Origin of the sequence: Anabaena sp. UHCC 0187 (assembly GCF_009712035.1) — a bacterium.
In the GTDB taxonomy this organism is placed as follows: domain Bacteria; phylum Cyanobacteriota; class Cyanobacteriia; order Cyanobacteriales; family Nostocaceae; genus Dolichospermum.
Genome location: NZ_VILB01000034.1, coordinates 11811 through 35882, shown reverse-complemented (window position 1 = coordinate 35882; position 24072 = coordinate 11811). Strand labels below are relative to the sequence as shown.

General features: G+C 37.9%; 27 protein-coding genes. 13 read left to right on the top strand and 14 right to left on the bottom strand.

Annotated elements, in window-relative coordinates; all coding sequences use genetic code 11:
• Nucleotides 1-345: 345 nt before the first annotated feature.
• Nucleotides 346-498, bottom strand: a complete 153-nt coding sequence (locus tag FJR11_RS22270; protein WP_168507698.1) for a hypothetical protein — start codon at nucleotides 496-498, stop codon at nucleotides 346-348.
• A gap of 800 nt (nucleotides 499-1298) precedes the next feature.
• On the opposite strand from FJR11_RS22270, the gene FJR11_RS22265 reads away from it, so the two are divergent.
• Together FJR11_RS22265 and FJR11_RS22260 are read left to right on the top strand one after the other, a co-directional pair.
• The gene (locus FJR11_RS22265) at nucleotides 1299-2528 is read left to right on the top strand and encodes a hypothetical protein (RefSeq protein WP_168507696.1); all 1230 of its coding nucleotides are present in this window, start codon (nucleotides 1299-1301) and stop codon (nucleotides 2526-2528) included.
• Nucleotides 2528-4054 carry a Dyp-type peroxidase gene (locus tag FJR11_RS22260; RefSeq protein WP_168507694.1) on the top strand — a complete coding sequence of 509 codons (1527 nt, stop codon included), beginning with the start codon at nucleotides 2528-2530 and terminating at the stop codon, nucleotides 4052-4054. The genes FJR11_RS22265 and FJR11_RS22260 overlap by 1 nt, the downstream gene beginning before the upstream one ends.
• Before the next feature lie 487 nt (nucleotides 4055-4541).
• On the opposite strand, the gene FJR11_RS22255 is transcribed toward FJR11_RS22260, so the two are convergent.
• Nucleotides 4542-4964, bottom strand: coding sequence for a hypothetical protein (locus FJR11_RS22255; RefSeq protein WP_254444826.1), 423 nt, complete (start codon nucleotides 4962-4964; stop codon nucleotides 4542-4544).
• A gap of 1021 nt (nucleotides 4965-5985) precedes the next feature.
• Here FJR11_RS22255 and FJR11_RS22250 point away from each other — a divergent pair.
• Complete coding sequence (locus FJR11_RS22250; RefSeq protein WP_254444825.1) at nucleotides 5986-6828, top strand: AAA family ATPase; 843 nt, start codon at nucleotides 5986-5988, stop codon at nucleotides 6826-6828.
• Between the two features lie 27 nt (nucleotides 6829-6855).
• Here FJR11_RS22250 and FJR11_RS23365 read toward each other — a convergent pair whose 3' ends face one another.
• Both FJR11_RS23365 and FJR11_RS22240 read right to left on the bottom strand, forming a co-directional pair.
• Nucleotides 6856-8097 carry a hypothetical protein gene (locus tag FJR11_RS23365; RefSeq protein ID WP_174763172.1) on the bottom strand — a complete coding sequence of 414 codons (1242 nt, stop codon included), beginning with the start codon at nucleotides 8095-8097 and terminating at the stop codon, nucleotides 6856-6858.
• 298 nt (nucleotides 8098-8395) lie between these two features.
• Nucleotides 8396-8620, bottom strand: a complete 225-nt coding sequence (locus tag FJR11_RS22240; protein ID WP_168507692.1) for a hypothetical protein — start codon at nucleotides 8618-8620, stop codon at nucleotides 8396-8398.
• A 382-nt stretch (nucleotides 8621-9002) separates the two neighbouring features.
• Between FJR11_RS22240 and FJR11_RS22230 the strand changes: the two genes are divergently transcribed.
• The gene (locus FJR11_RS22230) at nucleotides 9003-10796 is read left to right on the top strand and encodes a peptidase (RefSeq protein WP_168507690.1); all 1794 of its coding nucleotides are present in this window, start codon (nucleotides 9003-9005) and stop codon (nucleotides 10794-10796) included.
• Between the two features lie 17 nt (nucleotides 10797-10813).
• Here FJR11_RS22230 and FJR11_RS22225 read toward each other — a convergent pair whose 3' ends face one another.
• On the bottom strand, nucleotides 10814-11170 hold the full coding sequence (locus FJR11_RS22225; protein ID WP_168507688.1) for a Spx/MgsR family RNA polymerase-binding regulatory protein: 357 nt from the start codon (nucleotides 11168-11170) through the stop codon (nucleotides 10814-10816).
• A 65-nt stretch (nucleotides 11171-11235) separates the two neighbouring features.
• Nucleotides 11236-11862: a hypothetical protein gene (locus tag FJR11_RS22220; RefSeq protein WP_168507686.1), complete on the bottom strand. Its 627-nt coding sequence runs from the start codon at nucleotides 11860-11862 to the stop codon at nucleotides 11236-11238.
• A 688-nt stretch (nucleotides 11863-12550) separates the two neighbouring features.
• Here FJR11_RS22220 and iscB point away from each other — a divergent pair.
• The 3 genes from iscB to FJR11_RS23805 all read left to right on the top strand — a co-directional run bounded on the left by iscB (nucleotide 12551) and on the right by FJR11_RS23805 (nucleotide 14379).
• Nucleotides 12551-13825 carry an RNA-guided endonuclease IscB gene (gene iscB, locus FJR11_RS22215; RefSeq protein ID WP_168507684.1) on the top strand — a complete coding sequence of 425 codons (1275 nt, stop codon included), beginning with the start codon at nucleotides 12551-12553 and terminating at the stop codon, nucleotides 13823-13825.
• Between the two features lie 104 nt (nucleotides 13826-13929).
• Nucleotides 13930-14253 (top strand): hypothetical protein, encoded by a 324-nt coding sequence (locus tag FJR11_RS22210; RefSeq protein ID WP_053539606.1) that lies wholly within the window; start codon nucleotides 13930-13932, stop codon nucleotides 14251-14253.
• A 3-nt stretch (nucleotides 14254-14256) separates the two neighbouring features.
• Nucleotides 14257-14379: a hypothetical protein gene (locus tag FJR11_RS23805; RefSeq protein WP_256366784.1), complete on the top strand. Its 123-nt coding sequence runs from the start codon at nucleotides 14257-14259 to the stop codon at nucleotides 14377-14379.
• A gap of 53 nt (nucleotides 14380-14432) precedes the next feature.
• On the opposite strand, the gene FJR11_RS22205 is transcribed toward FJR11_RS23805, so the two are convergent.
• The 4 genes from FJR11_RS22205 to FJR11_RS22190 form a co-directional block, all read right to left on the bottom strand.
• Entirely contained in the window at nucleotides 14433-14768 is a 336-nt protein-coding gene (locus FJR11_RS22205; protein ID WP_168507682.1) for a XisI protein, read from the bottom strand.
• Between the two features lie 33 nt (nucleotides 14769-14801).
• On the bottom strand, nucleotides 14802-15107 hold the full coding sequence (locus FJR11_RS22200; protein ID WP_168507680.1) for an element excision factor XisI family protein: 306 nt from the start codon (nucleotides 15105-15107) through the stop codon (nucleotides 14802-14804).
• A 45-nt stretch (nucleotides 15108-15152) separates the two neighbouring features.
• On the bottom strand, nucleotides 15153-15236 hold the full coding sequence (locus FJR11_RS23955; protein ID WP_371417608.1) for a zinc-dependent peptidase: 84 nt from the start codon (nucleotides 15234-15236) through the stop codon (nucleotides 15153-15155).
• A 63-nt stretch (nucleotides 15237-15299) separates the two neighbouring features.
• Nucleotides 15300-15677: a hypothetical protein gene (locus FJR11_RS22190; protein ID WP_168507678.1), complete on the bottom strand. Its 378-nt coding sequence runs from the start codon at nucleotides 15675-15677 to the stop codon at nucleotides 15300-15302.
• Between the two features lie 219 nt (nucleotides 15678-15896).
• Here FJR11_RS22190 and FJR11_RS23355 point away from each other — a divergent pair, with 219 nt between their 5' ends.
• A complete protein-coding gene (locus FJR11_RS23355; protein WP_254444824.1) occupies nucleotides 15897-16997 on the top strand; it encodes a site-specific integrase in 1101 nt (366 codons plus the stop codon).
• Between the two features lie 416 nt (nucleotides 16998-17413).
• Here FJR11_RS23355 and FJR11_RS22180 read toward each other — a convergent pair whose 3' ends face one another.
• The 3 genes from FJR11_RS22180 to FJR11_RS22170 form a co-directional block, all read right to left on the bottom strand.
• Nucleotides 17414-17914 carry a GNAT family N-acetyltransferase gene (locus FJR11_RS22180; RefSeq protein WP_168507676.1) on the bottom strand — a complete coding sequence of 167 codons (501 nt, stop codon included), beginning with the start codon at nucleotides 17912-17914 and terminating at the stop codon, nucleotides 17414-17416.
• Entirely contained in the window at nucleotides 17902-18207 is a 306-nt protein-coding gene (locus FJR11_RS22175; protein ID WP_168507674.1) for a DUF1778 domain-containing protein, read from the bottom strand. The genes FJR11_RS22180 and FJR11_RS22175 overlap by 13 nt, the downstream gene beginning before the upstream one ends.
• 293 nt (nucleotides 18208-18500) lie before the next feature.
• Entirely contained in the window at nucleotides 18501-18764 is a 264-nt protein-coding gene (locus FJR11_RS22170; protein ID WP_168507672.1) for a hypothetical protein, read from the bottom strand.
• A 538-nt stretch (nucleotides 18765-19302) separates the two neighbouring features.
• Here FJR11_RS22170 and FJR11_RS22165 point away from each other — a divergent pair.
• The 5 genes from FJR11_RS22165 to FJR11_RS22145 all read left to right on the top strand — a co-directional run bounded on the left by FJR11_RS22165 (nucleotide 19303) and on the right by FJR11_RS22145 (nucleotide 22490).
• Nucleotides 19303-19947: a type I restriction enzyme HsdR N-terminal domain-containing protein gene (locus tag FJR11_RS22165; RefSeq protein ID WP_168507669.1), complete on the top strand. Its 645-nt coding sequence runs from the start codon at nucleotides 19303-19305 to the stop codon at nucleotides 19945-19947.
• A gap of 93 nt (nucleotides 19948-20040) precedes the next feature.
• Nucleotides 20041-20394, top strand: a complete 354-nt coding sequence (locus FJR11_RS22160) for a hypothetical protein (protein ID WP_168507667.1) — start codon at nucleotides 20041-20043, stop codon at nucleotides 20392-20394.
• 248 nt (nucleotides 20395-20642) lie between these two features.
• Complete coding sequence (locus FJR11_RS22155; protein WP_168507665.1) at nucleotides 20643-21578, top strand: DUF4238 domain-containing protein; 936 nt, start codon at nucleotides 20643-20645, stop codon at nucleotides 21576-21578.
• Between the two features lie 295 nt (nucleotides 21579-21873).
• Nucleotides 21874-22101 carry an AbrB/MazE/SpoVT family DNA-binding domain-containing protein gene (locus FJR11_RS22150; RefSeq protein WP_016953657.1) on the top strand — a complete coding sequence of 76 codons (228 nt, stop codon included), beginning with the start codon at nucleotides 21874-21876 and terminating at the stop codon, nucleotides 22099-22101.
• Nucleotides 22098-22490 carry a type II toxin-antitoxin system death-on-curing family toxin gene (locus FJR11_RS22145; RefSeq protein ID WP_168507663.1) on the top strand — a complete coding sequence of 131 codons (393 nt, stop codon included), beginning with the start codon at nucleotides 22098-22100 and terminating at the stop codon, nucleotides 22488-22490. The genes FJR11_RS22150 and FJR11_RS22145 overlap by 4 nt, the downstream gene beginning before the upstream one ends.
• 71 nt (nucleotides 22491-22561) lie before the next feature.
• Here the strand turns inward: FJR11_RS22145 and FJR11_RS22140 are convergent, their stop codons facing one another.
• Complete coding sequence (locus FJR11_RS22140; protein ID WP_217358261.1) at nucleotides 22562-23965, bottom strand: DUF3696 domain-containing protein; 1404 nt, start codon at nucleotides 23963-23965, stop codon at nucleotides 22562-22564.
• Nucleotides 23966-24072: the final 107 nt, after the last annotated feature.

Below are 24072 nucleotides of genomic sequence, written 5' to 3'. Positions count from 1 at the left end.
TTGTGACTTTAACTATAATTTGAGCCAAATTGTGAACCATAACATGAGCCATAAGTAATGCCAAATTAAGCTTTTCAACTAATAGCAATATAAAACTTTGCATCAAATAATGAGCCAGAGTAGATTTTTTGCACCATAAGATAAGCCTGAGTTTTAAGAACTCTGTCGAACAAAGGTAGAAGTAAATAACCCTCAAGAAACAGCACAATTATAAACTTTAATACCAAGATATGGTTCAAAGTAACCATGTTATGCTTCAGAAACATTAGTAATCATCAATCTCGTCTTATGTAGTAGCAATCCAAAACTGTTGCTAAATAAAGGAAAAGACACGCTTATCATCTTTTATTGCAATGAACTGCTCTCAAAAAACAATGGTGTTTCTATAACCCATATTGAGGGATGATTCGGCACAACAACATTCCCATGTAATACACCGTCAATTTGACGTTTTTCCCATGTAAGGGGTACAGCCGGGATATCTGCAAAATGGGACATGATGTAAAGTTTTGTAAATTTAATTTTTCAAAACTCCTGATTTACGGTTGTTTCAGCCTCCTCCTAAACTTGCTTATTCAAATGAAAACATCCCCAAAAAGAGTCATTTATGGGCAAGTTTGAGAGGCTGAACCGCGTAAAAAGTTGATTTTAGTGTGCAAAAGTTGAATGTTTCTTTACCATTTTCGGGCAAGTTAGTAAATTACTAAATTTGTTTCTGCAACATTTATTTACAACGTGTCCCATTTTACCCTTATCCCGGCTAGACCCCTAAAATAACCTCTATTTATGCCAAGTTGTACACTATAAATTGGGAGCAACGCGATTTGGTGAGGTGCTGAAAATTGGTGATATATCTCACCTCGATAATTAGCGATAGCGAAGCGCTCCGTAGGAATCGCTACCTAAAAGAGATGAAAATGGGAAAATCAAGACCTATTTATTGAGAATAACCCGTGGTAATTGAGAATTAAACCATGACTTCACAAAATCGCGTTGCTCCCCTATAAATTTTAGATTTTCTTAGGCTTGACTACTAGTGTAAATTTAGTAATGCTGCTAATATGCAATTAAATGCTGTTCTTACGATCGATTTGGATTTAAAGCATTTTTGAGTCTTCGGTGTATTTCTTTGTCCTGTATGGGTTTAAGTCTTGTTTATGCTGCAAAAATGTACCTCTTACCTTAAAGATGAGATTGTTATTAACTGAGTAAACATTAAAAGATGTGACAATTTTATTTAATTAATTTTCTTAGCATTGTAATTCGTCTTGTTCAACAGATCTAAAGGAGCATTGAAAATGTGGGTATTCGAGCCAACCGCAAAATTGACTGATTTTGAAAGTGTTCCTGGTTTAAAGGACTCATGGGGTTTATTCATTAATGATTTGTATGAAACCCATCTTTATGGAAAACCAAATGATAGAGTACGTTCAGCTTTGGAAGAACTGCAAACATGGGGAAGATCTGACAGTGATTTGCGCGTATACAATCCAGCATCAATGCCTATTTTGTCCCCTTCAGAAATTAAGAATGTTATTTGGTCAGCACTTCCAACAAGTTTTGATGAGCAATTCAACAATACAAAAGAAAAATATTCCTATCTGGATGAACGGCAAGAATTTCCTGGAGACCCATCTACTATCACCCGAATTCAAGATGAATACTGCGAGTGGATTGTCAAACGTAACGCTGACAACAAGATTATAGAAGTTATCTTCACAAGTGAGCCTCCAGAATATTATAATTTCATGTTTTATACTTCACAGGAGTCACGCGATCTATTAGTAGATGTCTATCGCAAGATCACTGGGATTCAATCAATTACAATTGATGATTTAGTTGACAGCCGTGGTGAATATGACTGGTACAACCGTTATAACAACGAATTTGCCGTACATATGCAACAACCAAACAACACGCTTGGTGCACAGGTGAACATTGTGTCCCGGTCTTGTATCTTGCGAATTAATGGTCTTGGTAACCCAATTACAGATGCACAAGGACTAATTCGCTGTGGCCGGTATGGTGATGAAGCACGTCAGAGTGATCCGCGTATTGGAGATGCCATCAACAAGTTTTCGAGGGAAAATCGCTTCATTACTATTGAAAATCCAGTTGGATTGTATATGAGTGATGTTGATTGGAATGGCTGGGAAACTCCTGATGGAACTTTAGCCGATACATTCTGGACCGTATTACGAGGCTCACAGGATGCCGATCCAAATAAATCCTATATTGTTCGCGCTGTGTACTCAGTACCTGAAAGCAAGAACTACACAGTTTCGGATATAAAAATTGGCGGTGAGCAAATTGATTTTGGTGCCCAGATTGCAGGTCGTATCAATGTGCGTGTCGGAGTTTTAGTAAGTGAGCCACAACAAATTCCCTTGCCGCGAGCGATTGGTTGCACGGGTACATCTCCATTTCCATTACCAACTCTGGTGGCTGTAACTCCTTCAAGTGCAGTAACTGCGTTTAGTGGTATGCCTAGCCGCATGAACACAAACAGAACACGTGGAGAGATGTAATGCTTGAAGAGCCAGTCTTAGATTTTGACGATATCCAAGGCAATGTCCTGCCAGGCTTCAAGAAGGATAGCCAGCACTTCCTGTTCTTTCAAATTGTTAATCCAGAGCCAGCACGACTGTGGCTCAAGTCACTCGCTCCACGGCTGTGGACAGCCAGAGAGGTTCTTGCTGCTCACAGTATGTGGAAGGCGATGCGTTTAAAATTGGGACACGAACCTAACAATCTTGACTTCTTGTTTCTCAACTGTGCAATTTCAGCACAAGGACTAGTGAAACTTGGGGTACCAGGTATTGAGAAGTTCGACGATCCAGCTTTCAAACTAGGGCTTGAGGAGAGAGCCGCCTCCATTGGCGACCCTCCTCGGGGCAGTGGTGAACCAGGCGCGCCAGAAAATTGGATATTTGGGGCTGGTTTTCGTCGTCCAGATGTACTTCTCATTCTCGCAACTGATGATTTTGATTGGGCGGTGAGATATGAAGAGGAACTTATCACCTCAGCACAGCAACAGGGACTACAGCTAATTCACGTTGATCGAGGTCGAGTTCGACCCGGCAAACTGTCTGGGCATGAGCACTTCGGTTTTAAGGATGGCATTTCGCATCCAGCAATTAGAGGGCGCAGATCCACCGCACCAGATGATTTTATCGAGCCACGCACATGGCCAGAAGATTCAGCATTCGATATCTACCGCAGTAGATTTGCTGCACCTGGTCGTCCTCTAGTATGGCCAGGTCATTTCTTGTTTGGCTACTTGAGACAAAACCGTGATGAGCCAGAGTCGAGTCGTCCAAACTCTGAGCCTCCTGGACCTGCTTGGGCAGTGAATGGCTCGTTCTTAGTCTATCGGAGATTATCCCAAGACGTGCAAGCGTTTCGTACATTCCTTGCTGAAGCATCTGAAACTCTACGTCAAAATGGTTTTGATCCAGGACTCACTCCAGAGCGGCTTGGTGCGTTGCTTGTCGGTCGATGGGCATCTGGATGGCCAGTAATGCGCGATCCCAATGTTGATCGTGGAGAACAAAACTTAGGTGAGAACTATTTCACTTTTACTGAAGCAACGACCGTATCGTTACCGAACGATCCATATCCGCTCAACTTACCCGATCCAAACGGACTAATTTGTCCTTTCGCAGCACACATTCGCAAGGTCAACCCCAGGGATGATGCCACAGATATTGGTTCAAAGGAACGAACTTTTCAGAAGTTACTCCTTCGACGCGGTATTACCTTTGGCCCAGAAATAGATCAACCTCAAGCTGAGAGAGGTCTTTTGTTCGTTGCATTCCAAACATCAATCGTTAACCAGTTCGAGTTTTTAATGAATGACTGGGTAAACGAAGCAAATAAGCCCCATGCTGATGGAGGTGTAGATCCAATCATCAGTACTGCACGTAATACTAAAATTTCTTTGGTAAATGGCACTAATAGGTTTGACTTGCCAATTCCGGGTGGTTGGGTAGTAGCAACGGGGGGCGAGTATATGTTTACTCCAGGAATCCGCTTTTTTTCAAATGTTCTTTAATCTGAGTTCGGGTTAAAGATATACAGGTAAAAGCCAATTCTGACTTTTCACGGGATGTGGAAAAGGAGAAGTGGTTCGCGTGCGATTTAGGGGTCTAGCTGGGATAAGGGTAAAATGGGACACGTTGTAAATAAATGTTGCAGAAACAAATTTAGTGATTTACTAACTTGCCCGAAAATGGTAAAGAAACATTCAACTTTTGCACACTAAAATCAACTTTTTACGCGGTTCAGCCTCTCAAACTTGCCCATAAATGACTCTTTTTGGGGATGTTTTCATTTGAATAAGCAAGTTTAGGAGGAGGCTGAAACAACCGTAAATCAGGAGTTTTGAAAAATTAAATTTACAAAACTTTACATCATGTCCCATTTTGCAGATATCCCGGCTGTACCCCTGTAATACATGGGAAAAATTAGTTCTCTACTTTAATGAGGAGAGAAGCATAAAATGAATACCTACTTCCTGAAGCATAAAGCGAGCTAAAAGCTTATTTTATGGTGCAAGTCACAAATTCTGATGATGTTGGTTTACCATAATAACAAATTAAATTTAAATCAATCGCTATTTTCAAACACCCCTTTTTTAATCCTAAAGGAATTCGACTTTTTAATGCTTGATTTATTTGCGCTTCTAATTCCTCAAAATTATTAATTTTATTGAGATGATATCTAATATCATTAGCTGTCGGAATATTTTTTAACAATTTAGCTGTGTTTTCAATACTATCTCCAGTGCTGGCTGCTTTGACCATAATCTCGAATAAAGTTTTTTGGTCACAGGCTCCTTGAGTTGTAATGGAAAAATTCTCTACTAAACACTGAATAACTTGATCAAGGGTTTCTGAGTCGGTTAAAACGAGTTCTTCTGTAGACTCCCCCTGCTTGGCTTTTGTTAGAGATGAAACAGTCAATTTTTTCACCCAATATGCTACACACTACGTTCATCATTTCATATTTTGACCCAGTGCAAATTACTATAACTATTTATTATATATCTGGTGTTATATAGCACATAAATGTCTATCGTCTTTTGTTGGTAATGCTTGCTGCGTCTGTATCAATAGCGTCAGCACTCCGTAAAAACCGCTCTTTGGGAAAAACTTTTTGGTTTACTGATCAGCGTAGCATTGAGAAAAGCGGATGTGCATTTGCGTCTCAAGGTAGTGAAATACTGAACGAAGAAATGGGATTTTCAACAAGAGGTAAGGGTGCGAGGTGAACTCTCGGATTTCTCCCCACAATTTTAAAAGCCTGATAAAGTTTAGATTCCAGTTTTTCACACAGCATCAAAAAATAACCTGTTAAAAATTCCCAAACCATATTCTGGTTGAGAGGGAACGGGAAACAGGAAAAACTCATGTTTTTAAACATGAGTTTGAAATATTGACACTGTTTTTTGGCGTTGCTGATTAAGGGTATGAATTTTAGTTTCACGCAAAGGCGCAAAGACGCAAAGGTATAAGAGTTTTAAAGGTTCAATTTGCGAATTTCATACCTCAATATGGCTGATGCCTCCGGCTCCCGCAGGGATACGCCACGCAGGCTATCAGCACTGCCGTTTTTTTAGGGCTACGCATCTCAAAAACATCTTTCTTTTGACTGAACTTTAAACTGGTGCAAATGAGTGTTTTAGAGAACACAGAACAGGATACTTTCTGTTTCCACTGAAGAGTTAAGAGTTCCCTTTTTTTGGTAAAGATTATAAGAAGTGTAATCACGGACTTGTGAAAAAAGCAGGTTAGAATTTTTATTTTTAGAGCAATACCTTCGCAAACTTGCTAAATATAGGTCTCAAAACCAATAAAACTGTTACGATATCAATAGGATTTCAGGATTTTGCTAAAGGTATTGTTAGAGTTAGATCAATAATAAAGCGAATTTAAAATAATCCCCAAATTGGGGTTAATTAACAGCAGTTTTCGTGAGTTAAGAATGAACCCAGCAATTACAGTCACCCAAAAACAACTCTCAGAATTTCTGCTGAATGTAGCAGTAGTGCGACCCGTATTTATTTGGGGAGCGCCAGGAATCGGTAAATCATCGTTAGTAGAAGCATTTGCGGCGGAAGTGGGAATACCTTGCGTTTCACTCCTGGGTAGTCAACTAGCACCAGAAGACTTAATTGGTGTGCCGCAGATTATAGATGGAACAAGTCGCTTCTGCCCACCCAGAATGATTGCCCGAGAAGAACCCTATTGTCTGTTTTTGGATGAACTTAACGCTTGTTCTCATGAAGTACAGAAAGCATTTTATAGCCTGATTCATGAACGCAGAATTGGTGAATATCATCTCCCCAAAGATTCAATTGTCATTGGTGCGGGTAATCGCGCTCAAGATAGTGCAATTGTGAAACCCATGTCTTCACCTTTGCTAAATCGTATGGTTCATGTTCATTTAAAAGTTTCCCATCGAGACTGGTTAGATTGGGCAAAAAATCATGATATTCATCCTTGGGTAATTGAATATATTCAAACTTGTCCAGATCATCTATGGAGTCAACCTCCTAAACATGAAGAACCTTTTTCCACTCCTCGCTCTTGGCATATGTTAAGTGATACCCTTCATGAATATGGCGATTCCTGCGGAGCGCTTCGCTATCGCCTCACAGATCATTGGCTAGAAGTTCTCGCTATGGGGTGTCTTTCTCCCCATCATGGCACCCAATTCAAAGGTTTTATCAAACAAATTAAAAGCAAATACCAACTCACAGCAATTCTTAAAGGTGAAATTACCTGGCCACATCTCCCAGAAGATAGAGATGTCCTAGTGTGTTAATTCTGTGAATCCTTTACCCATAAGACTTCATGCAGGTTCTGTGTCAGAAATATTCGCGAATTTAAGGTTTCGTCTTTGGGAGAGCATGGAAGAACCAAAAATAGATTCAGTCCAAGAAATAACATCTATAAAACGAATAGATTCCATTGCCTGTTTTACGGAACTTGTGGTAATTTTGAGCGTAAAGAGAGGAATCAATAAAATACTAGCACCAATATCTTTAAGAGGTCGTCTAGCTGCAAAGAATTTATATTTACCGAAGAGGGATTCAACAATATCACTAGTACCAAGTAGAATTTGACCTACCGGAATTTGATTAGTTTCAAATGTTAAATATGCAATCATTTTTTCATGAAATTTTTGTCCTTTTGGTGTCAGAGAATCAATGGAGATAGTTTTTAACCATTCTTTTAGAGATTCAGAATGTAAACCTTGAGTTTTTAGTTGTTTTTGCACAGAATGAATTTGAGTAAATATTTCGGTATACGTATCAAGATCTTGTTCATAATTAAAGAGCCAACCAAATTTATGATAAAAACTTCTCCGTCCTAAATCAGAATGTTGACAAATAATTTCTCCATGAACAACGCACAATTCTTTTCCTAAATGTTTCATAAGAGCTTCAGTAAATTCCTGACGGTTTTTATAAACGAATGGTGTGAGATTTTTGAGAATATTTAAAATATCTACATCCAAAGTAAAGCTTAGTAAAAATAGTGCTTTATCGTCTAAATTATAGGTAGTGCTAATTTGAGAAAAATCTTGGTGTTTTTCATATTCTATGACTTTTATTGCCCATTCTATCAAAACATCAACGTTATGATAACGAGCCTTAGTTCTTTGTTTAGGAGGGATAAGAAAATATAATTTTGTCTGCTGAACTTTTTGACGAGTCAAGCTGCATTGTCGCAGAAAGGTTTTAAAGTTCTCATCTGGTAATAGCTCTTTTTTAAGGAGATTAGCCATTTTATGGGTAATATCATAAGTAAGAATAACTCCCGGATTCTCTTCTTTATATAAATTTATTCCTTTCTTGATATCACTGCCCCAGTCTGATATTATTTGTACAGGTGTTCCTACACATTCTGCTAATTTTTTTAACTTTTCTAATATCACCGTACCAGGTGATTTATCCATGATTTCTAAACTGAGGACTTCGACATCTTCATGTTGTAAACTTCTCACCTCTTCCTTAACAATTCGGGTAAATTTTTCTTGAGATATACCTAAAACAACTAAACATTTGGCTGCTCCTAACTCTATGGTCATATCTAAAATAAATATCCAATCCTCCCGATATTCTTTTTTACGATTAAACTCATACAATCCCAATCGTAATGACCATTGTCGTATCGTATTAAAATTAGGTGTTGAAAATATCCAATGTTCTGTTAATATTTGAAAATTTTTTTCAATCCCTCTCAGGCTATTTAAGCCCGTTATTAAGAATTTAATTGCTGTTTCTATGACACAAACTAAATAACTATGCCCTTTGGGTCTTAACTCTTCTAGCTCTTGATTTCTTAATTCGGTTACATGATTATTTTGTTTTTTTAATTTGTCAAATTCAGTTTTTTTTTAAATTTTCTAATTCTTGTTCCAACTGCTCTTTTTGCTGTTGTGCTGATAGTGCTTTCGATTTCCAAAGGTCTCGACTTGCACTTAAGTCTCTGATCTTGATTTCCATTCCTCGCATTTTTTTCTGTTTTTCTGCGGCTCTTTTTCTCCACTGTTCCCGACCTTTTTGAAATAGCCGGACTAATCGGCTTTCTGAACTTTTAAATCCTTCCATTCCCCTATTACCTTCATTCTGCTTGTTTGGTTTCCGTAAAACCTTTTTATGGGCTTTTAGGCATTCTTTTTTTTATCACACTTTCTGCATGAAGGAAATCCCTGGTTTACCTGTCAAAATTAACACACTAGAGATGTCCTCTATTTTTTAGCTCAATCATTCCGCGCTCAACTCATCAAAGAATTACCCCAAGAACGTCAAGCAATTACAGGTAGTCATAAAGACTTAGCTCATCGCGCCAAAGGACTACTCAAAGATTTAGCGGCTATCAGCTTTGAAATTGCCCAAATGGTTGTTTCGGAACCTGAAAAAGGAGATGCTTTACCTAGTTGGTTGATGGTAGAAATAGTGAGAGACTTGCCACGTTTAGTCAAAAAAGAAAATGGCACGTAAAAAGAAGCAAACAGATATTGCCACATTACAATTTGGGCAGGGATGTGACATCCTCAGAGAGCATCCCATTTTTGCACCGTTACTCTGCCACGCTAACATTAATCGTCAGTCGGGCAACCATTGTCCACCACAGGGTTGGGCTGTAGTCACCAGTAATGGCGCTATTCACGTACATCCGACGCGACGGGGTTCTCCAGAAGAATGGGTTTATGTATTAGCTCATTGTCTCTTGCATCTGGGTTTTGGTCATTTCCAAAAACGCACACATCCTCGTGAATGGAACGCCGCTTGTAATTATTTTATTGCTAAGTTTCTTGCCGATTTAAAGTTAGGATATATCCCAGAAGAATACCTTTTTTCTCTCAATGTTTCTAACCGAAATGAAGAAAGTTTGTATCAGGAATTTTGTGAGCGTGGTCTTCCTGGTGATAACTTTGTGGATATGATTATAGAACCTGTCCAAAGTAACTATTTTGGTCGGGGTTTTGACTGGCAAACTGTTTTTGGAGCAGGATTAACAAGAGCCGTTACCAATGCGGTAAATGTAGCCGCCGGACGCGAACCTTTGTTGGGTGTGCAGAACAAAAATGATACTCCTGGACAAAGAGCTAAGGCTTGGTTTATCAATAGCTATCCTCTACTGGGAGCTTTAGCAACTAATTTTGAGATTATTGAAGATCCCTTAATTTGTCAACGTCTGGATATTTCTGTAGCTGCAATTGATGTCCAAAATAAACAAATTTTTATCAATCCTGCTGCTGGATTAAATGGTGAAGAATGCCGATTTGTGATGGCTCATGAATTGTTACACGCCGGACTTAGACATGATACTCGCTGTCAGGGAAGAGATCCTTATTTGTGGAATGTTGCTTGTGATTATGTGATTAATTCTTGGTTGTTAGAAATGGGAATAGGTGAATTACCTCACATTGGGGTGTTACACGACCCTGATTTAAAGAATTTATCAGCGGAGTCAATTTATGACCAAATAGTTAAAGATTTACGCCTCTATCGCAAACTATCTACCTTGCGGGGAATCGGACAATGTGACATTTTAGAACCAGGAAAAGCCGATTGGTGGACTTATGGCGATGGTGTGGGATTGGATGAGTTTTATCGCCGTTGTCTGAGTCAGGGACTTGTATATCACCATGAACAAAATCGGGGTTTTCTCCCAGCAGGTTTAATTGAAGAAATTCGGGCTTTGAGTTATCCGCCAATCCCTTGGGATGTGGAATTGGCTAAGTGGTTTGATGATCATTTTTCTCCTTTAATTAAAGTCAGGTCTTACGCTCGTCTCAGTCGCCGTCAATCTGCGACTCCTGATATTCCTCGTCCTCGTTATGTACCGGATAGTGATAATGAAGAAGGTCGCACATTTGGGGTAGTTTTAGATACTTCTGGTTCAATGGATAGGGAGTTATTGGCAAAGGCATTAGGAGCGATTCCTACGGAGCGCTTCGCTATCGCCAGTTATAGTATTTCCCATGATGTTTCTTTGGTGCGGGTTGTTTTCTGTGATGCTTTTGCTTATGATCAAGGTTATTTAACACCAGAATCTCTAGCCGATAGAGTTCAAGTCAAGGGTAGAGGTGGTACTGTTTTACAACCAGGTATTGATTTGTTGGCAACAGCGGAGGATTTCCCGAAAAATGGACCATTGCTAATTATTACTGATGGCTATTGCGATAATTTACATATTCGTCGAGAACACGCTTTTTTAATTCCTGTAGGTTGCCGATTACCTTTTATTCCTAAAGGTCAGGTTTTCAGGATTAAGTAAAGTAAAAACCAGCAAAATTAAAGTCCCAACTTTTGCCTTACTACTTCATTTTTATCTTTAAAGCCTATCAGCACAGCCGTTCCATCTTTGAGGAAAAGGGGGCGTTTGAGCAGCATTACATCTTTGCTAAATGCCTCAATCCATTGCTCATCTATCCAATTCTTCTTGTCATCACCTAAAGCCCGGTAGGATTGACCAGAAGTATTTCGCATACCCGCAGAACCCAAAGACGTTACCCAATTTTGAACCATCTCACGAGTTGGGGGAGTTTCTTTGGTGTTAATGAACTCATAGTCAATACCATTTTCTTGAAGCCACTTGAAAGCTTTTCTGCAAGTTCCGCAGTTCGGTATTCCGTAGATTTGGATAGACATAAAAAAGATTAATAAGTTTGAAGTAGATATTCTAGAGAATGTTTTATTTTTGGAAATCCCTACAGTTAAGCAGCAGATAAAACTAAATTATTTAGCTGTAATTCAGATTGTTTAAATATAAAATTAACAGCCGCGAATAATTTATCTAGTTCATAAATTGTAAAAGGAGTCATATTTTTGGTAAACTTATTATCTTCTAGTTTACCAAATTGCCATGTTGCGCCATTAGAAACAATCCCCCAAATAATGATTTGATACTCTCCATTTAATCTTTGAGCAGCAATCATTTCTGCTAAACATTGCGCCCAACCTGCCTCAAAGTTGTCTTGTTTGGCTTCTACTAAGATAAAGTATGGTTTGTCAAAAACAACTTTTCCTAATGGGGAACGTTTAGCTAAAATATATTCAGGAAATCTTGATAATTTTTCATCGTAGTTTAAGGATTGATGACTCCATAAAATAAAATGTTGGCGGTATGTTTTCCAAACTTCTTTAAGAACGGGATAAATTAAGTTTTCACAGATAGCAAATTCTGAGTTATCAACAACAGCATCCCGCATCATTAATTCTAAATCTTCGCGGAAGTAGTCGGTGATATTAAAGGGAACGTCACTGATAAAATTGTCTTCGGTGTAGGTAACTTGAAATATTGTGAGGACTTCTCCGATAGTTTTAAAATTACTGAAAGCCATTTTTTACCTTTTCAAAATCTAAGTATTACTTGGTGGTAGGGTGTGTTGCAGCACAAAATGATTAAAAATAGCGAAAATAGCCGTCTTTTAACTAGATGTTCTACTGTTGGGAGTTTCGACCATCCGTTAAGGTCAATCTACCTCGGTTAATCATTTTATCATAAAAGTTGGGAATCTTTAATCCACCAATATAAGTAAGTGAGCGTTAAAAATTGTTCTTTATTGATGAATCAGGGGTAGTATTTCTATGCTATCCAAGATAATTCGCAGTTTTTATATGAGCTTTTGGAAGTTCTTTTTTCTAGCTCCAAATCTTGATTCACAAGCTATAATAACACTTGTACAAATTTGGTCTTCTCCGACATCTTGAATTTTTGAAAATATCACTCCTGATGGGGGTTTTTAATTAGTTCGGAAGTCAGTAACTCAGGGCTAAAGCCACTGAGCTTGTAAGAGTAATCAAGCAAGCTATACTGACCAGACCACCCTGAGCGTAGTCGTTTGCGTAGCATACCGAAGGTTAGGGTAGCCGTTATTTGAGTCAAGACACCGGAGAATGCGACGCTAGTTTTCCGCTCTGTCGTTTGTAATTAAACAGTTTTAAAGTCACTGAAACAGTGTTGCAAGCCTAACAAGCTCAGATAACAAGGTCAAAGCGAACATCACCTGAGAAATCAGAGAGGCAGAAATGTCAAATTACGCATTAGTTCTCGACACAAACAAACAACCTTTAAGCCCTTGTCATCCCTCGGTAGCAAGGAAATTATTGGATTCTGAAAAAGCTGCTGTATTTAGGAGGTATCCCTTTACTATCATCTTAAACAAGTCATGCTCAGATATTGTTAACCAAGCAATAGAACTCAAAATAGATCCCGGTTCAAAAACTACGGGCATAGCATTGATTCAGGGAAAAAAAATCATTTTTGGTGGAGAACTTTCTCATCGAGGAAATGCAATTAAAGCTTCCCTAGAATCCCGTCGCTCACTCCGCAGGGGGAGACGAAACCGCCATACTCGCTATCGTCAAGCCAGATTTTTGAATAGAACCCGGACAAAAAATTGGTTAGCTCCAAGTTTGCAGCATCGTGTTGAGACTACCTTAACTTGGGTCAACAAACTTATTAAGTTTGCTCCCATCACAAGCATATCTCAAGAGCTTGTCAGATTTGACCTGCAACAAATAGACAATCCAGAAATATCAGGTATTGAATATCAGCAAGGCACTTTGTCCGGGTACGAAGTCCGTGAGTATCTACTAGAAAAATGGCAGAGAAAATGTGCTTACTGTGGGATTAAGAATGTTCCCTTGCAAGTTGAGCATATTCATCCTAAAGCCAGAGGTGGCACTAATCGAATTTCTAATCTTTGTCTTGCTTGTGAGAAGTGCAATATCAAAAAAGGCACTCAGGATATTAAAGACTTCCTGGCTAAGAAACCGGATCTTCTCAAATGTATTCTGGCACAAGCAAAACGACCTTTAAAAGATGCGGCGGCTGTGAACTCTACCCGTTGGGCATTGTTTAGCCGACTCAAAGAAACTGGCTTACCCCTTTCCACTGGTTCTGGTGGTCAAACTAAGTTCAACCGAACTAGATTAAACTTTCCTAAAACTCATTGGCTAGATGCCGCTTGTGTTGGGCAAATTGGAGAATTGGCAGTTTTAACGAACAAGCCTTTGCTAATCAAAGCAACAGGGCATGGAACTCGTCAAATGTGTCGGACTGACAAGTTTGGTTTTCCATCTCGATATGTGCCGAGAATTAAATTTGTTAAAGGTTTTCAGACCGGTGATATTGTGAAAGCAATTGTTACTACTGGGAAGAAAATCGGTAAATATATTGGTCGTGTTGCAGTTAGAGCAACAGGTTCTTTCAATATTTCCGCATCAAAATTAGTTCAGGGTATTAGTTATAAATATTGCAAAATCATTCACCGCAAAGATGGCTATGATTACGCATTTTAGGATTGACGGGGATTAAAATCCCTTGAGTCGCTTCCCTCTCAGCCCTAAAGGGATGGTTCCTGAGCTTGTCGAAGGACTGAGTTTCCCACTTCCCACGAGGTTTTATGAATACCCAATTAGTTGAATCTATCACTCAAATCATCCTCTCTTTATCCCCAGAAGAAAGGCAGCTTTTAGAAAGCAAAATTAATAATGTCAAATTATCTTCACCGTTAGCAAATTCAACACAACAAGATATTTCAGATTTAGAACAAAAATTAAAGAATTTTGAGACAAAATATCAAATGTCTTCTGGTGACTTCTATCAAGAATTTCAAGCAGGTAAATTAGGAGATGAAATAGATTTTTTTGAATGGAGCGTATTTTATGAAATGTGGACTAATGCTCAAAATACTATTCAGATAAATACGAATTTAATAGCTAGTTAAACAATGGAAATACAAGATTATATTAATACAGTAAAAATAAACTTAGCTACTAGCCGCATTATTAAAATCGCTATTGTGGAAGAAAAGATTTTATTGGATCGTGGTTATTTCCGTTTTGTGGTGTAATCACAATACTGTTACCTTCCATACTGAAATTTATCGCTATCCCTTCTCTTAAATTATATAACTGCATAATCCGTATATTGCCGCATTTCCGGACCTTGAAACCCTAACACAATATCTTCCTTTGCCACCCCCAGATCCACAAGTTCTTGGGCTACTCTCATTTCCGTCATATTTTGCTCAATCCAAATCTTTCCCTGCTTAATATCCAAATGTAAAACACAACCATATACCCGCCGATGGCCATCCCATCCCACATTCATGACCTGATAATGGTCTTGTTTCGGATCAAAAACAGTGTAGCAATCTATCGACCCATTAGCGATGGGGATAGCAGCGTAATCTGTCAACAACGACTGAATTATATGCCGATAAGACTCTATGGTATCCATTGTACAATTACCTCTTGCTTTCCGCGCTTGTTGTTAACTGATAACGATATCTTCTTTTTTGATTCCTGCCTCGATGAGTGTATCAACTAATCCTTCCTCAAAGTTATCTTCTTCGATGATGATTTGGGGATCACAGTTATCTTTTTCGATGAGTCTGGCATGAAATATTACATTATCCATCCATTGTTGTTTATCAAAGCCTGTAGCAAGAACAACAAAATTACCAGATTCAACGTCACAAACTGGATAGAGTTTAATTGCTTGAATACTAGGTTGATCAATAGTGGCAGCATTCACTGTTTTTTTGATTATTTCTGCATAATTTAGTGAGTTATCCATTGGATAATTACCTCCTGCTCTGGAGCATAGATTAATAAATTAATTTTACTGCGCTACAGCAAAAAATTCTGCGGGATTCGTTGCACCATAACTATCTATGACAGTGGGAGCGATGCTAAAAAGTGAGATACCTTGACAAAGGCTACCCTGTATCCGTTGCTTGCTTCCTCACGGCAGGCATCGCTCGCTAATCTAAACTTGCTGTAGTTCCTGTACAAACTGAAATCTAGGTAATGGTTCTAATGGAGTCATCACAGGCGAATAGTGACAGTAACAGATAACTACCGATTCAAAACCACCCACAGGTAAGTTGGGTACATATTCCTCAACCCTTGTCACTTCCCAATCTCCTACCCTGCTATGGGTACTCGCACCTGGAAACTGAGGATCAATAAATTTTTCAACTTTGTGAAAATCTCTCAGTCTGTACCCTGGTTGGGGAATTGGTTTTTTAGAGGCATCGTAATGTTCAGCCAAAATGTCAGTACAAGCGCCTGTGTGAGCTAATAGCATTTGTTCCCACTGGTCAGAGTTGGCATCTTCAGCTTTAAAAATAATGTACTTACTCATCTTTCTTCTCCTCTTGGTAATTGGGAAACTGAGTATCACCCTATAGCCTAAATTCATCTTACAAGTAGAAAATTAACAAAGTTATCCAGACACAAGAGCAAACCACGATCAGGGATTTTTTCCCATCAGCACAATATCTGCACATTCACATAAAGATAGAATAAAATAAAAGCTTCCTGAAACGCCACTTCCAGGAAGCTAGATGTTAGTTGTCATGTGATGGTTATTTCCCAGATGGATATCACTAATGTTGAGGTTAGCCCCGTAGAAATTCTCCCTTCCTCCCCTAGTAAAGTTGTATCTCGTGATCCGGCTCAACCTGTGACTGCCGAATTAGTAGAGGAGGTGATTCGCCAATATTATTACCGCACACCTGCTGTAGCAAATGATGAGGAGTTGATTTTGGCTTGGGCAGGGTCACAGAACCGGGAACAAACTAAGCGAAAATACTATCGCTTTGGTCAAAAATTACTCGCTTGGTTGGAAAATCAAGATATACGGGATTTACGGCTGGTTCAGCCACCAAAGTTACTGGAATTTATTGCTAGTTGGGGTGAGGTTTCCCCTTATACTAAATCTAACCAGGTTTTGATGTTGCGATCTCTTTGGAGTTATGGTCATGGGGAGAATGTTGGCTATTTTTTACGGAATATTGCCAGTACCATAAATTACGATAATTTCAGTGACTTACCGAAGGCAGAGCGTTATTTAGAAGATTGGGAGATGGCGCAGTTGGCTGATGTTGCCCAGCGGTTGGGGGAGCAGTACTGGCTGGTTTTTTCTTTGCTTTTTTATAGTGGGATGCGGGTGGGTGAGGTTGGTCGGGTGACGGTTCCTGGTGATAAACCGGGTCAGCCTAAGGAAGATTATCCGGGTTTATATTGGCACAATTTTAAATGGCAACCCGACCCAATACCGTCAGATAGGTCCAGGGGTTATTACACAATTAAGTTTCGGGGGAAGGGGGGGAAGTACCGGGAGATTGGTTTAGACCACCAGACTTCGCTAATCTTTAAGAAGTACCGGGGGATGGCAGGTGAGAAGATGCCAGTGTTTCCGAATCTGTCACCTGACCCGAAAAAGCGGGGGTTGCCATTGAGTGACCGGGCGATTAAAAAGTTGATTCAGGATATATCTGAGGTGGCCAAGGTGAAGTTTTCTTGCCACTGGTTACGCCATTCTCACGCGTCGCGGGCGGTGGATAGTAAATCACTGTTTGAGGTGCAAGACCAGTTGGGGCATAGTAAGAGTGATACGACTAAGACCTATGTTCGTTCTAAAAAGGATGCGGGAACGGGGACTGTGTTGCCCAGGTTTTGAGGAAAAATGTGATCCATGGATCACATTTAGTGGGTTTAATTACAGTCAACAAAAACCTACTTGTTGATTTTGTGCGCCATGGGTCACATTTGGGTGATGTGTCAACTGAACTTCCCTTAGTTCCCTTGTGATTTCGTTTGGGGCAAACAATATTCACCATTTGTCCTTTATCAAATACAATAGTATGTGCTGGCTCTCCAGAGTCTCGAAGAAAAGTCTTTTTCTTTTCACTCATCAGCTTCATTTCGTTGATTGTATTTTCAAAGAAATAACACAGATACCCACAGTCGCACTCATAGGTTGATGGAAATATTTCTTTGGGCATGGCTTTGTTAATTCTTTTTTTATGAAGAGAAATCATTCGCTCTTGGGTATAACTAGCAAAAAACTCCGACAACTAAAAATATATTCTGTTATTAAAGGTTTGCAACAATATCTTGTAAAGGCAACATTAATGTTAAAGGTTCTATTGGTGAGGGTTTAAATTTATGTTTTAAATAAAATTGTTTAGCTTCTTCATCTTTAGCGTGAACTAAAATACATCGTATTCCAACAATTTTGGATGCTTGTAAAATCCGAAAAATTGCATCTCTTAATAAACCAGATCCTATACCTTTCCCAAGCCATAGTTCATCAACCGCTAACCTACCAACAAGCATACAAGGCACTGGATCTGGCGCATTTTGCTTGACTTTTCTAATAGCCACTGAGTGATATACACCAGAACTCGCCAAACAGTAATAACCGATTACTTTGTTTTCACAAGTTACTACATAAGTTCTGGCAGTATCCCCCTCATTTTTAAAAGCTTTTTCCTTCAACCAATTATTTAAAGTTTCTGACCTTGATTTGAATTGTGATATATCATGGCTAGAATTAATTGGCTGAGGAGCTTCTATAATTTTTATTTCTGCCATTCTTTATCCCAAGGTGATTTAGCAGCTAAAAAGTTACGTAGTTCCTCATCTACTTTAGGTGGTGCGTCTAAAATATCAAGAAATTCTTGATATTTTTTTTCATCTAAAGCAAAAAAAGTTTGAGCGCAAATTACTTTTTCTGCTTCTCTACAAGCGACATCTAGCATGAAATCAGAACGAGTTTTACCAAGAATTGATGCAGCATAATCAATTAAATTACGCTGTTTTTCTTGAACTCTAATATTTATAACCTGATTTCGTCCAGGATTATCCATTTCAAAGAAAGCTACCATTTTAGTTTTCTGAATTTTAATTACTCCATTACGCTAGGGTGTTGATTCTGTTTGAGGGGGTAAAAATTCATGCAAAATCTCTGGTATCTATTGGAGCAAAAGCCTATGTTAAATGGACTTTGCGTTCACATGGACACAAAATTTGCATGAACTAAAAACGGGGAAATTTCATCAAAATCAACACCCTACCATTACGCCTATTATAGATAATCGTATACACAATGTCAACACATGAGCTTTATTGTTGACATACCCGTCTGAACATCCGCCGGCTCCCTTGCCTCTTTTTAAATCTATCCCATATCATTTCGACACACTTCACAAAGTCCGTTTTCAAGGTCTTTGCTATCTGCAAGACAGCCATAGCATAACTCAAAGCGATCTGTAAAATTCTCTAAAATTTCTCCACTATTACAGTCATATTTTCGACACGCAGTGTTAGTAATATTTCTAACAAGAGATTGGGTTTTCTCTTTGCCTAACCAACCAAAAATCTGTTCTTGTTCCATTAACTCCAAGATTTCATTTAGCATATAACTACCAGAATGATTAGACATTTTTTCTCCTATAAATCCATTAATTGAGATTGAGATATTTTAAAAGCTTGACGTAATTCAGCTAGTTCATTTCTTCTTTTCTTTTAGCTATTTGATTAGCAATTGATTGGCAAACTTTGCTGTTCTGTCTAAGGGGTAAATCTTTAGTAAGTTGACTAAACTTTTGATGTACTGTCATATCAAACTTCCCAATTTACCCTATCTATAATCTTAACTGAAAACAGTTGATTTGATTTATACTATGATTTACTAATTAGTTTTGTAGGTTGTTGATGCGCGGCGATACTAGTTTAAACTAAAATTTAGTTAGACTACCCGGATTTCTCACCAAAATTCTCAAACCCTTATAAAATCTGGATTCTGGAGTTTCACACTATATCAAAAGTCAACCCCGTAAAAAATGCCTGAAACCGATTCTCTATCCGGGTTATACAAATTACGATTACATTATTCGTGAGAAATACGGAAGTAAAGGTTTCAGGCTTAATAGCTTTTTCTGTACACTTGAGCTTAAAATTTCGTCAGGAGAAATATCAAGATGGTTCAGTCTATTGCAGACCAGGATGTGACGCTACGGGAATTAAAGCAAAATTTTGGCATTCAAATCGTTCAAGATGCTACTTTTTTTCCTGAGTGGTTGGATGGGCTTGAGGCTTTGAACAAAGAAGAGCAACATTTATTAGAGCGGGTGAAGGCTAATTTTTTAGAATTGATGGATGATCCTCCAATGCTAGAAAATACGGTGAAGATGGTGATACTTGCGCCCTTGTTAGATTTAGCTGGTTTTTATCATAAACCGTTTAGGATTGAAACAGAAACGGGTGTGGCTTTAGAAATGGAGGATGAAGGAACGATTATTCGGGGGCGGATTGATGTTTTGGTGTTAAAAAATCGGCTTTGGTTGTTGGTAATTGAATCAAAACGGAGTGATTTTGCGGTGACACGCGCAATTCCTCAAGCTTTGGCTTATATGTTGAGTAATGAGGAAACTGTGCTACCAACCTTTGGCATGATTACCAATGGTAATGAGTTTTTATTTTTAAAGGTATTGGAACATAAATATGCTAATTCACGGCTGTTTTCTTTGGTAAATCCTGATAATGAGCTTTATAGTGTATTACAGGTATTAAAACGTTTGGGAATGGAGGCGATAGCGAACGCATTGCGTCCCGGAGGGAACTAGCGCGACCTAGGAATCGCGTTCAGCCAGACATAGGAATATTCTGGACGCTAAAATTAGAGAACAAGTTGCTGCAATTATTATGAAGTTTTTAGCATGATTAACTTAATTTATAAACAAGAAACCTTTATTAAAGATGATGTTTGTCTCAGGTTAAACAATTTAACCAACCACTTAAAACAAATTCAGGGGTTATTACAAGACGGTAATAATGATGTCGTCAAAAATTTGATTAGAGAGACAATGTATTTTATTGAATGGATAGCCCCAGATGTAGAATTTGATTATGCTTTTGAATTAGCGAATTTAGGACGGTTTTTGACCCGTTGGTTGTTTAAATGGGAGCAAATCTGGAACGATAAAGAAGCTAGAAATCAGGTAAATCAAGAACTTGGTAATTGGAATGACCGTGTTTTACAAATGTCACAATTAACTCTACAAAAACTATGACATATTTTATGATTCCAAATCTAGCCTGACATCTTCTTCATATAAATTTATGGAAGCATCTTTAATGGGATTATCTGGTATTACTTAGCGTATGTTAGTGTAGCGTAGCGAACAAAATTTAATTCTCTTACAAATAATCAAAAGGTGCATTACATTTCATTAATGCACCCTACAAGATCAGCAATCGCACTCACCACCAATTTTTTTTAAGTTATAATTTAATTGAACTAAACATCGTGTTTTAATGTATGACAGATCATCAACATTTTGTAACCCAGGCATTACTCAGAAACTTTTCTTCATCAAAAAAGAAAAATAAAATATTTGTCATTCTTCACATCAATAATCAACTTACAATAAAATCAAATCCCATAAATAGAACATTTGAACAAAATAAATATTTCACAACTAATGAAGAAAATTATGATTCATGGTTTAAAAAGATCGATGACCAATCTCCATTTATAATAGCCTCAATTATTAAAAATGGTGTAGAAAACTTGAACTTTCAGGAACGAGAAAAAATTAATGAATTCATGGCATTTCAGTGGCTTAGATGTATCGGAATCAGAAATCAATCAATTTCGTATTCTGAAATCTTTGAAGCTTACAAAAAAGAGTATTTAGAATTTAAACAAGAAATCCATGATTTTGATAAGCAAAAAAAAATCTCTTTACATGACCTCAAAAATGACCCGTGTTGGTCGTATTTTAAATATTTAGATAAAATGTTAGGAGAGGATTCTATTAAACATATTCATGCTAATCTGTTTACAGGTATTCAATTTTTAATCCGAAAACTTAATAATTTAACATTAAGTAGTGTTAGTCCAAAATCATTAGATAAAGAATACGAATATGTTATTAGTGGTTCCCCAGTTTTATATAATACTTGGGAACCTGAATTCTATTTTCCTATAAGTCCAACTAATTGCTTAAGATTTCATTCTATTGACAGTAGTTTATCTCCACTGGATTCTAGGTTTCTTAATGAACTACAATTCATTAATGGTGGAGGTTATAATGGTTGCCGTGTTGCTGCTAGACATCACGAAACTTTAGAATATCTTAAAAATACTCCATTACGATACTTTGAAATACAAAATTTAGAAGATTCTTTTTGGAAATACCTTTTTCTTGAAATGTATAAAAAAAATCAAGAAGCTAAAAAAGTTAGTGGTTAGTGCGATAGCGTTCGCGAAGCGTCCCGGAGGGAACTAGCGCTGCTGCAAGCAGTTCACTGATCTCGTAAGGGTGATCACCGCTGTTGTAGATTAGTTTACCGAAAGAAACTCAATATTTTATTTGATAAAATTTCTGCGATCGCTGATCTTGTAGGTTAAGTGCGATCACCTAAAAATTAGGACTCACAGGAATAGCGATTCCTACGGAGCGTGGACTAAGCCATAGGGAGTTGCAGAATTGGGAATTTAAGGCTAAGATAGTAGTTACACTCGTAATTACATTGGCGAAAGTTTAATGATCCAAACCTTAAAGTTACGCAAAATTGGTAATTCAGTAGGGGTGACTTTTTCTAAGGAGTTGTTAGAAAAACTCAATCTTTCGGAAGGAGATACCGTATTTGTGACGGAAACTGAACATGGACTCCAACTTAGTCCTTATGATCCTGAGTTTGAGAAAGCAATGGCCATCTATCGGCAAGGTAGCCAGAAGTTTCGTCAGGCATTGAAGGAACTGGCCAAGTGAATGAACCAACTTGGCTAACGGAACAGATGGTGCTTGCTATCCATGAAGATTTGATTTCTCAGTATGGTGGGTTATCTGGGGTGAGAGATAGCCCGTTATTAGCAGCGAGTTTAGCCCGTCCCCGGCATAAGTTTTCTTATCAGTCGGAGGTTTCGCTCTCTCGATTGGCGGCGGCTTATGGTTTTGCTTTGTGTAAAAATCATCCCTTTATGGATGGGAATAAGCGAACAGCTTTTATGGCAATGTATGTTTTTTTGGGGTTGAATGGTCATGGTTTTAACGCACCAGAGCCGGAGATAGTATTAGTGATGGAGGGTTTAGCATCTGGAGAAATTGACGAAAATGCTTTGCAGGTGTGGTTAGGAAAATATGCTGATAAATTGCTATGAATAACTTGATGCAATAAGTAATGCGACAAAATTTATTACACAAGTGATTTTTGTGTTACCTGTTAACTAGATTATTGTGACTGACTCCCCTTTTGGCGTTTGATAGCTGCTTCTGTCATTGCTAGTAATTCACCCATTTCATCACCAAAAAATCCTATAGGCCAATTATTAATATTGCCATAAGCATCTAATTCTAAAGGAATTAATTGGGAGTTTCCTTGTTCATTTAATTGACAAAAGTACAATGCAGCGTCTTTTTCTTGGAGTTCAGCTTCAGCCATACGTCTTTGTAACCTCCGCAGTAAATGTTCACTATGAGTTTCGATAATTATTTGCATATTTCTAGTTTTAATGATATCAATAAATACGTCTGCCAAACCGACTTGTACTGATGGATGTAAATGAATTTCTGGCTGTTCAAAAATCAATGTTGAACCTTTGGGGGCATAATAGCAAAGCACTAAAACTGGTAAGATTTGAAAAACACCAAAACCTACATCTGTAATTAACACTTCAGAAGAAGTAGGAGTGCGACGCACACGTAATTCATATTCTTGACGATTTTCGGCAATTGGTTTTAATTGAAAATCATAAATTAATCCTAATTGACGTAACCATTCTGCTACACACTGTTCTATTTTTTCCTCTTTATCTCTGGTTCTGGAAGCTAATAAAGCCGCAATAACTTGTTCTCCTTTTTTGCCTACATCCTGTGGTTGATATCCAGCCCATGCGTAGCTACGACGTGGATAATCTCGCAAGGGTCCAAGATAATAAATATTTTGAAAAAGTCCTTCAAAGGCTAATACAAAATCTGCCAAAAAAGCGGTATTTTGATAATAGGAATTTATCTGATTTGGAAACCCATAACTTTTAATGGGTTTTGGTAGTGGCCATGCTTTACCTTTAATGTGCTTTACAGTGTAACCTTGAGATAATAATTTATATTCACTTTGATTCTGATTATCTTGTTGCTCGATTCCAAACAGATAATTTTTATTTTCATAATCAAAACTATAAGTCATGCTTTTTACAGCCAGATTTTCTGCTGTAACTGCAATGTTGGCATTAAATGATAAAGATGGAATGGAAAATATAATATCATCTAATTCTCCTTCGGGATTAATAATATTCAGATATTCTGGTAAGTCCCAAGTTAAGGAAAAAGCTAGTTCTCCGGGGATTTGATGCTGATATATGACATCATAAATTGTCCCTAAATCAATATAAGTTTGCTCATCTCCTGTATGCAATACTCGTTGACAGTCCGCTGATTCAACAGTTTGTTTCAGCATTAATAATAGTTGAATAATTCCAGTTTTTCCTGAACTATTATTCCCAAATAATCCTGTTAAGGATGCTAATGGCATTTGTCCAGTATTTTGCCAAGATTTAAAGTTATGAATAGTTAGGTTTCTCAGCATATTTTTAAATTGTAACCGCTCAATAATCCGGGGTAAATTGTTTAATGACAAGCCTAAAATGGCATAAAATCGTTCCTGAATAGGTAGTCCGCCCCCATTTATTGAGCGAATACTTTAAATTGATATTTGAGAGAGAATTGTTCAAAATATACAATTTA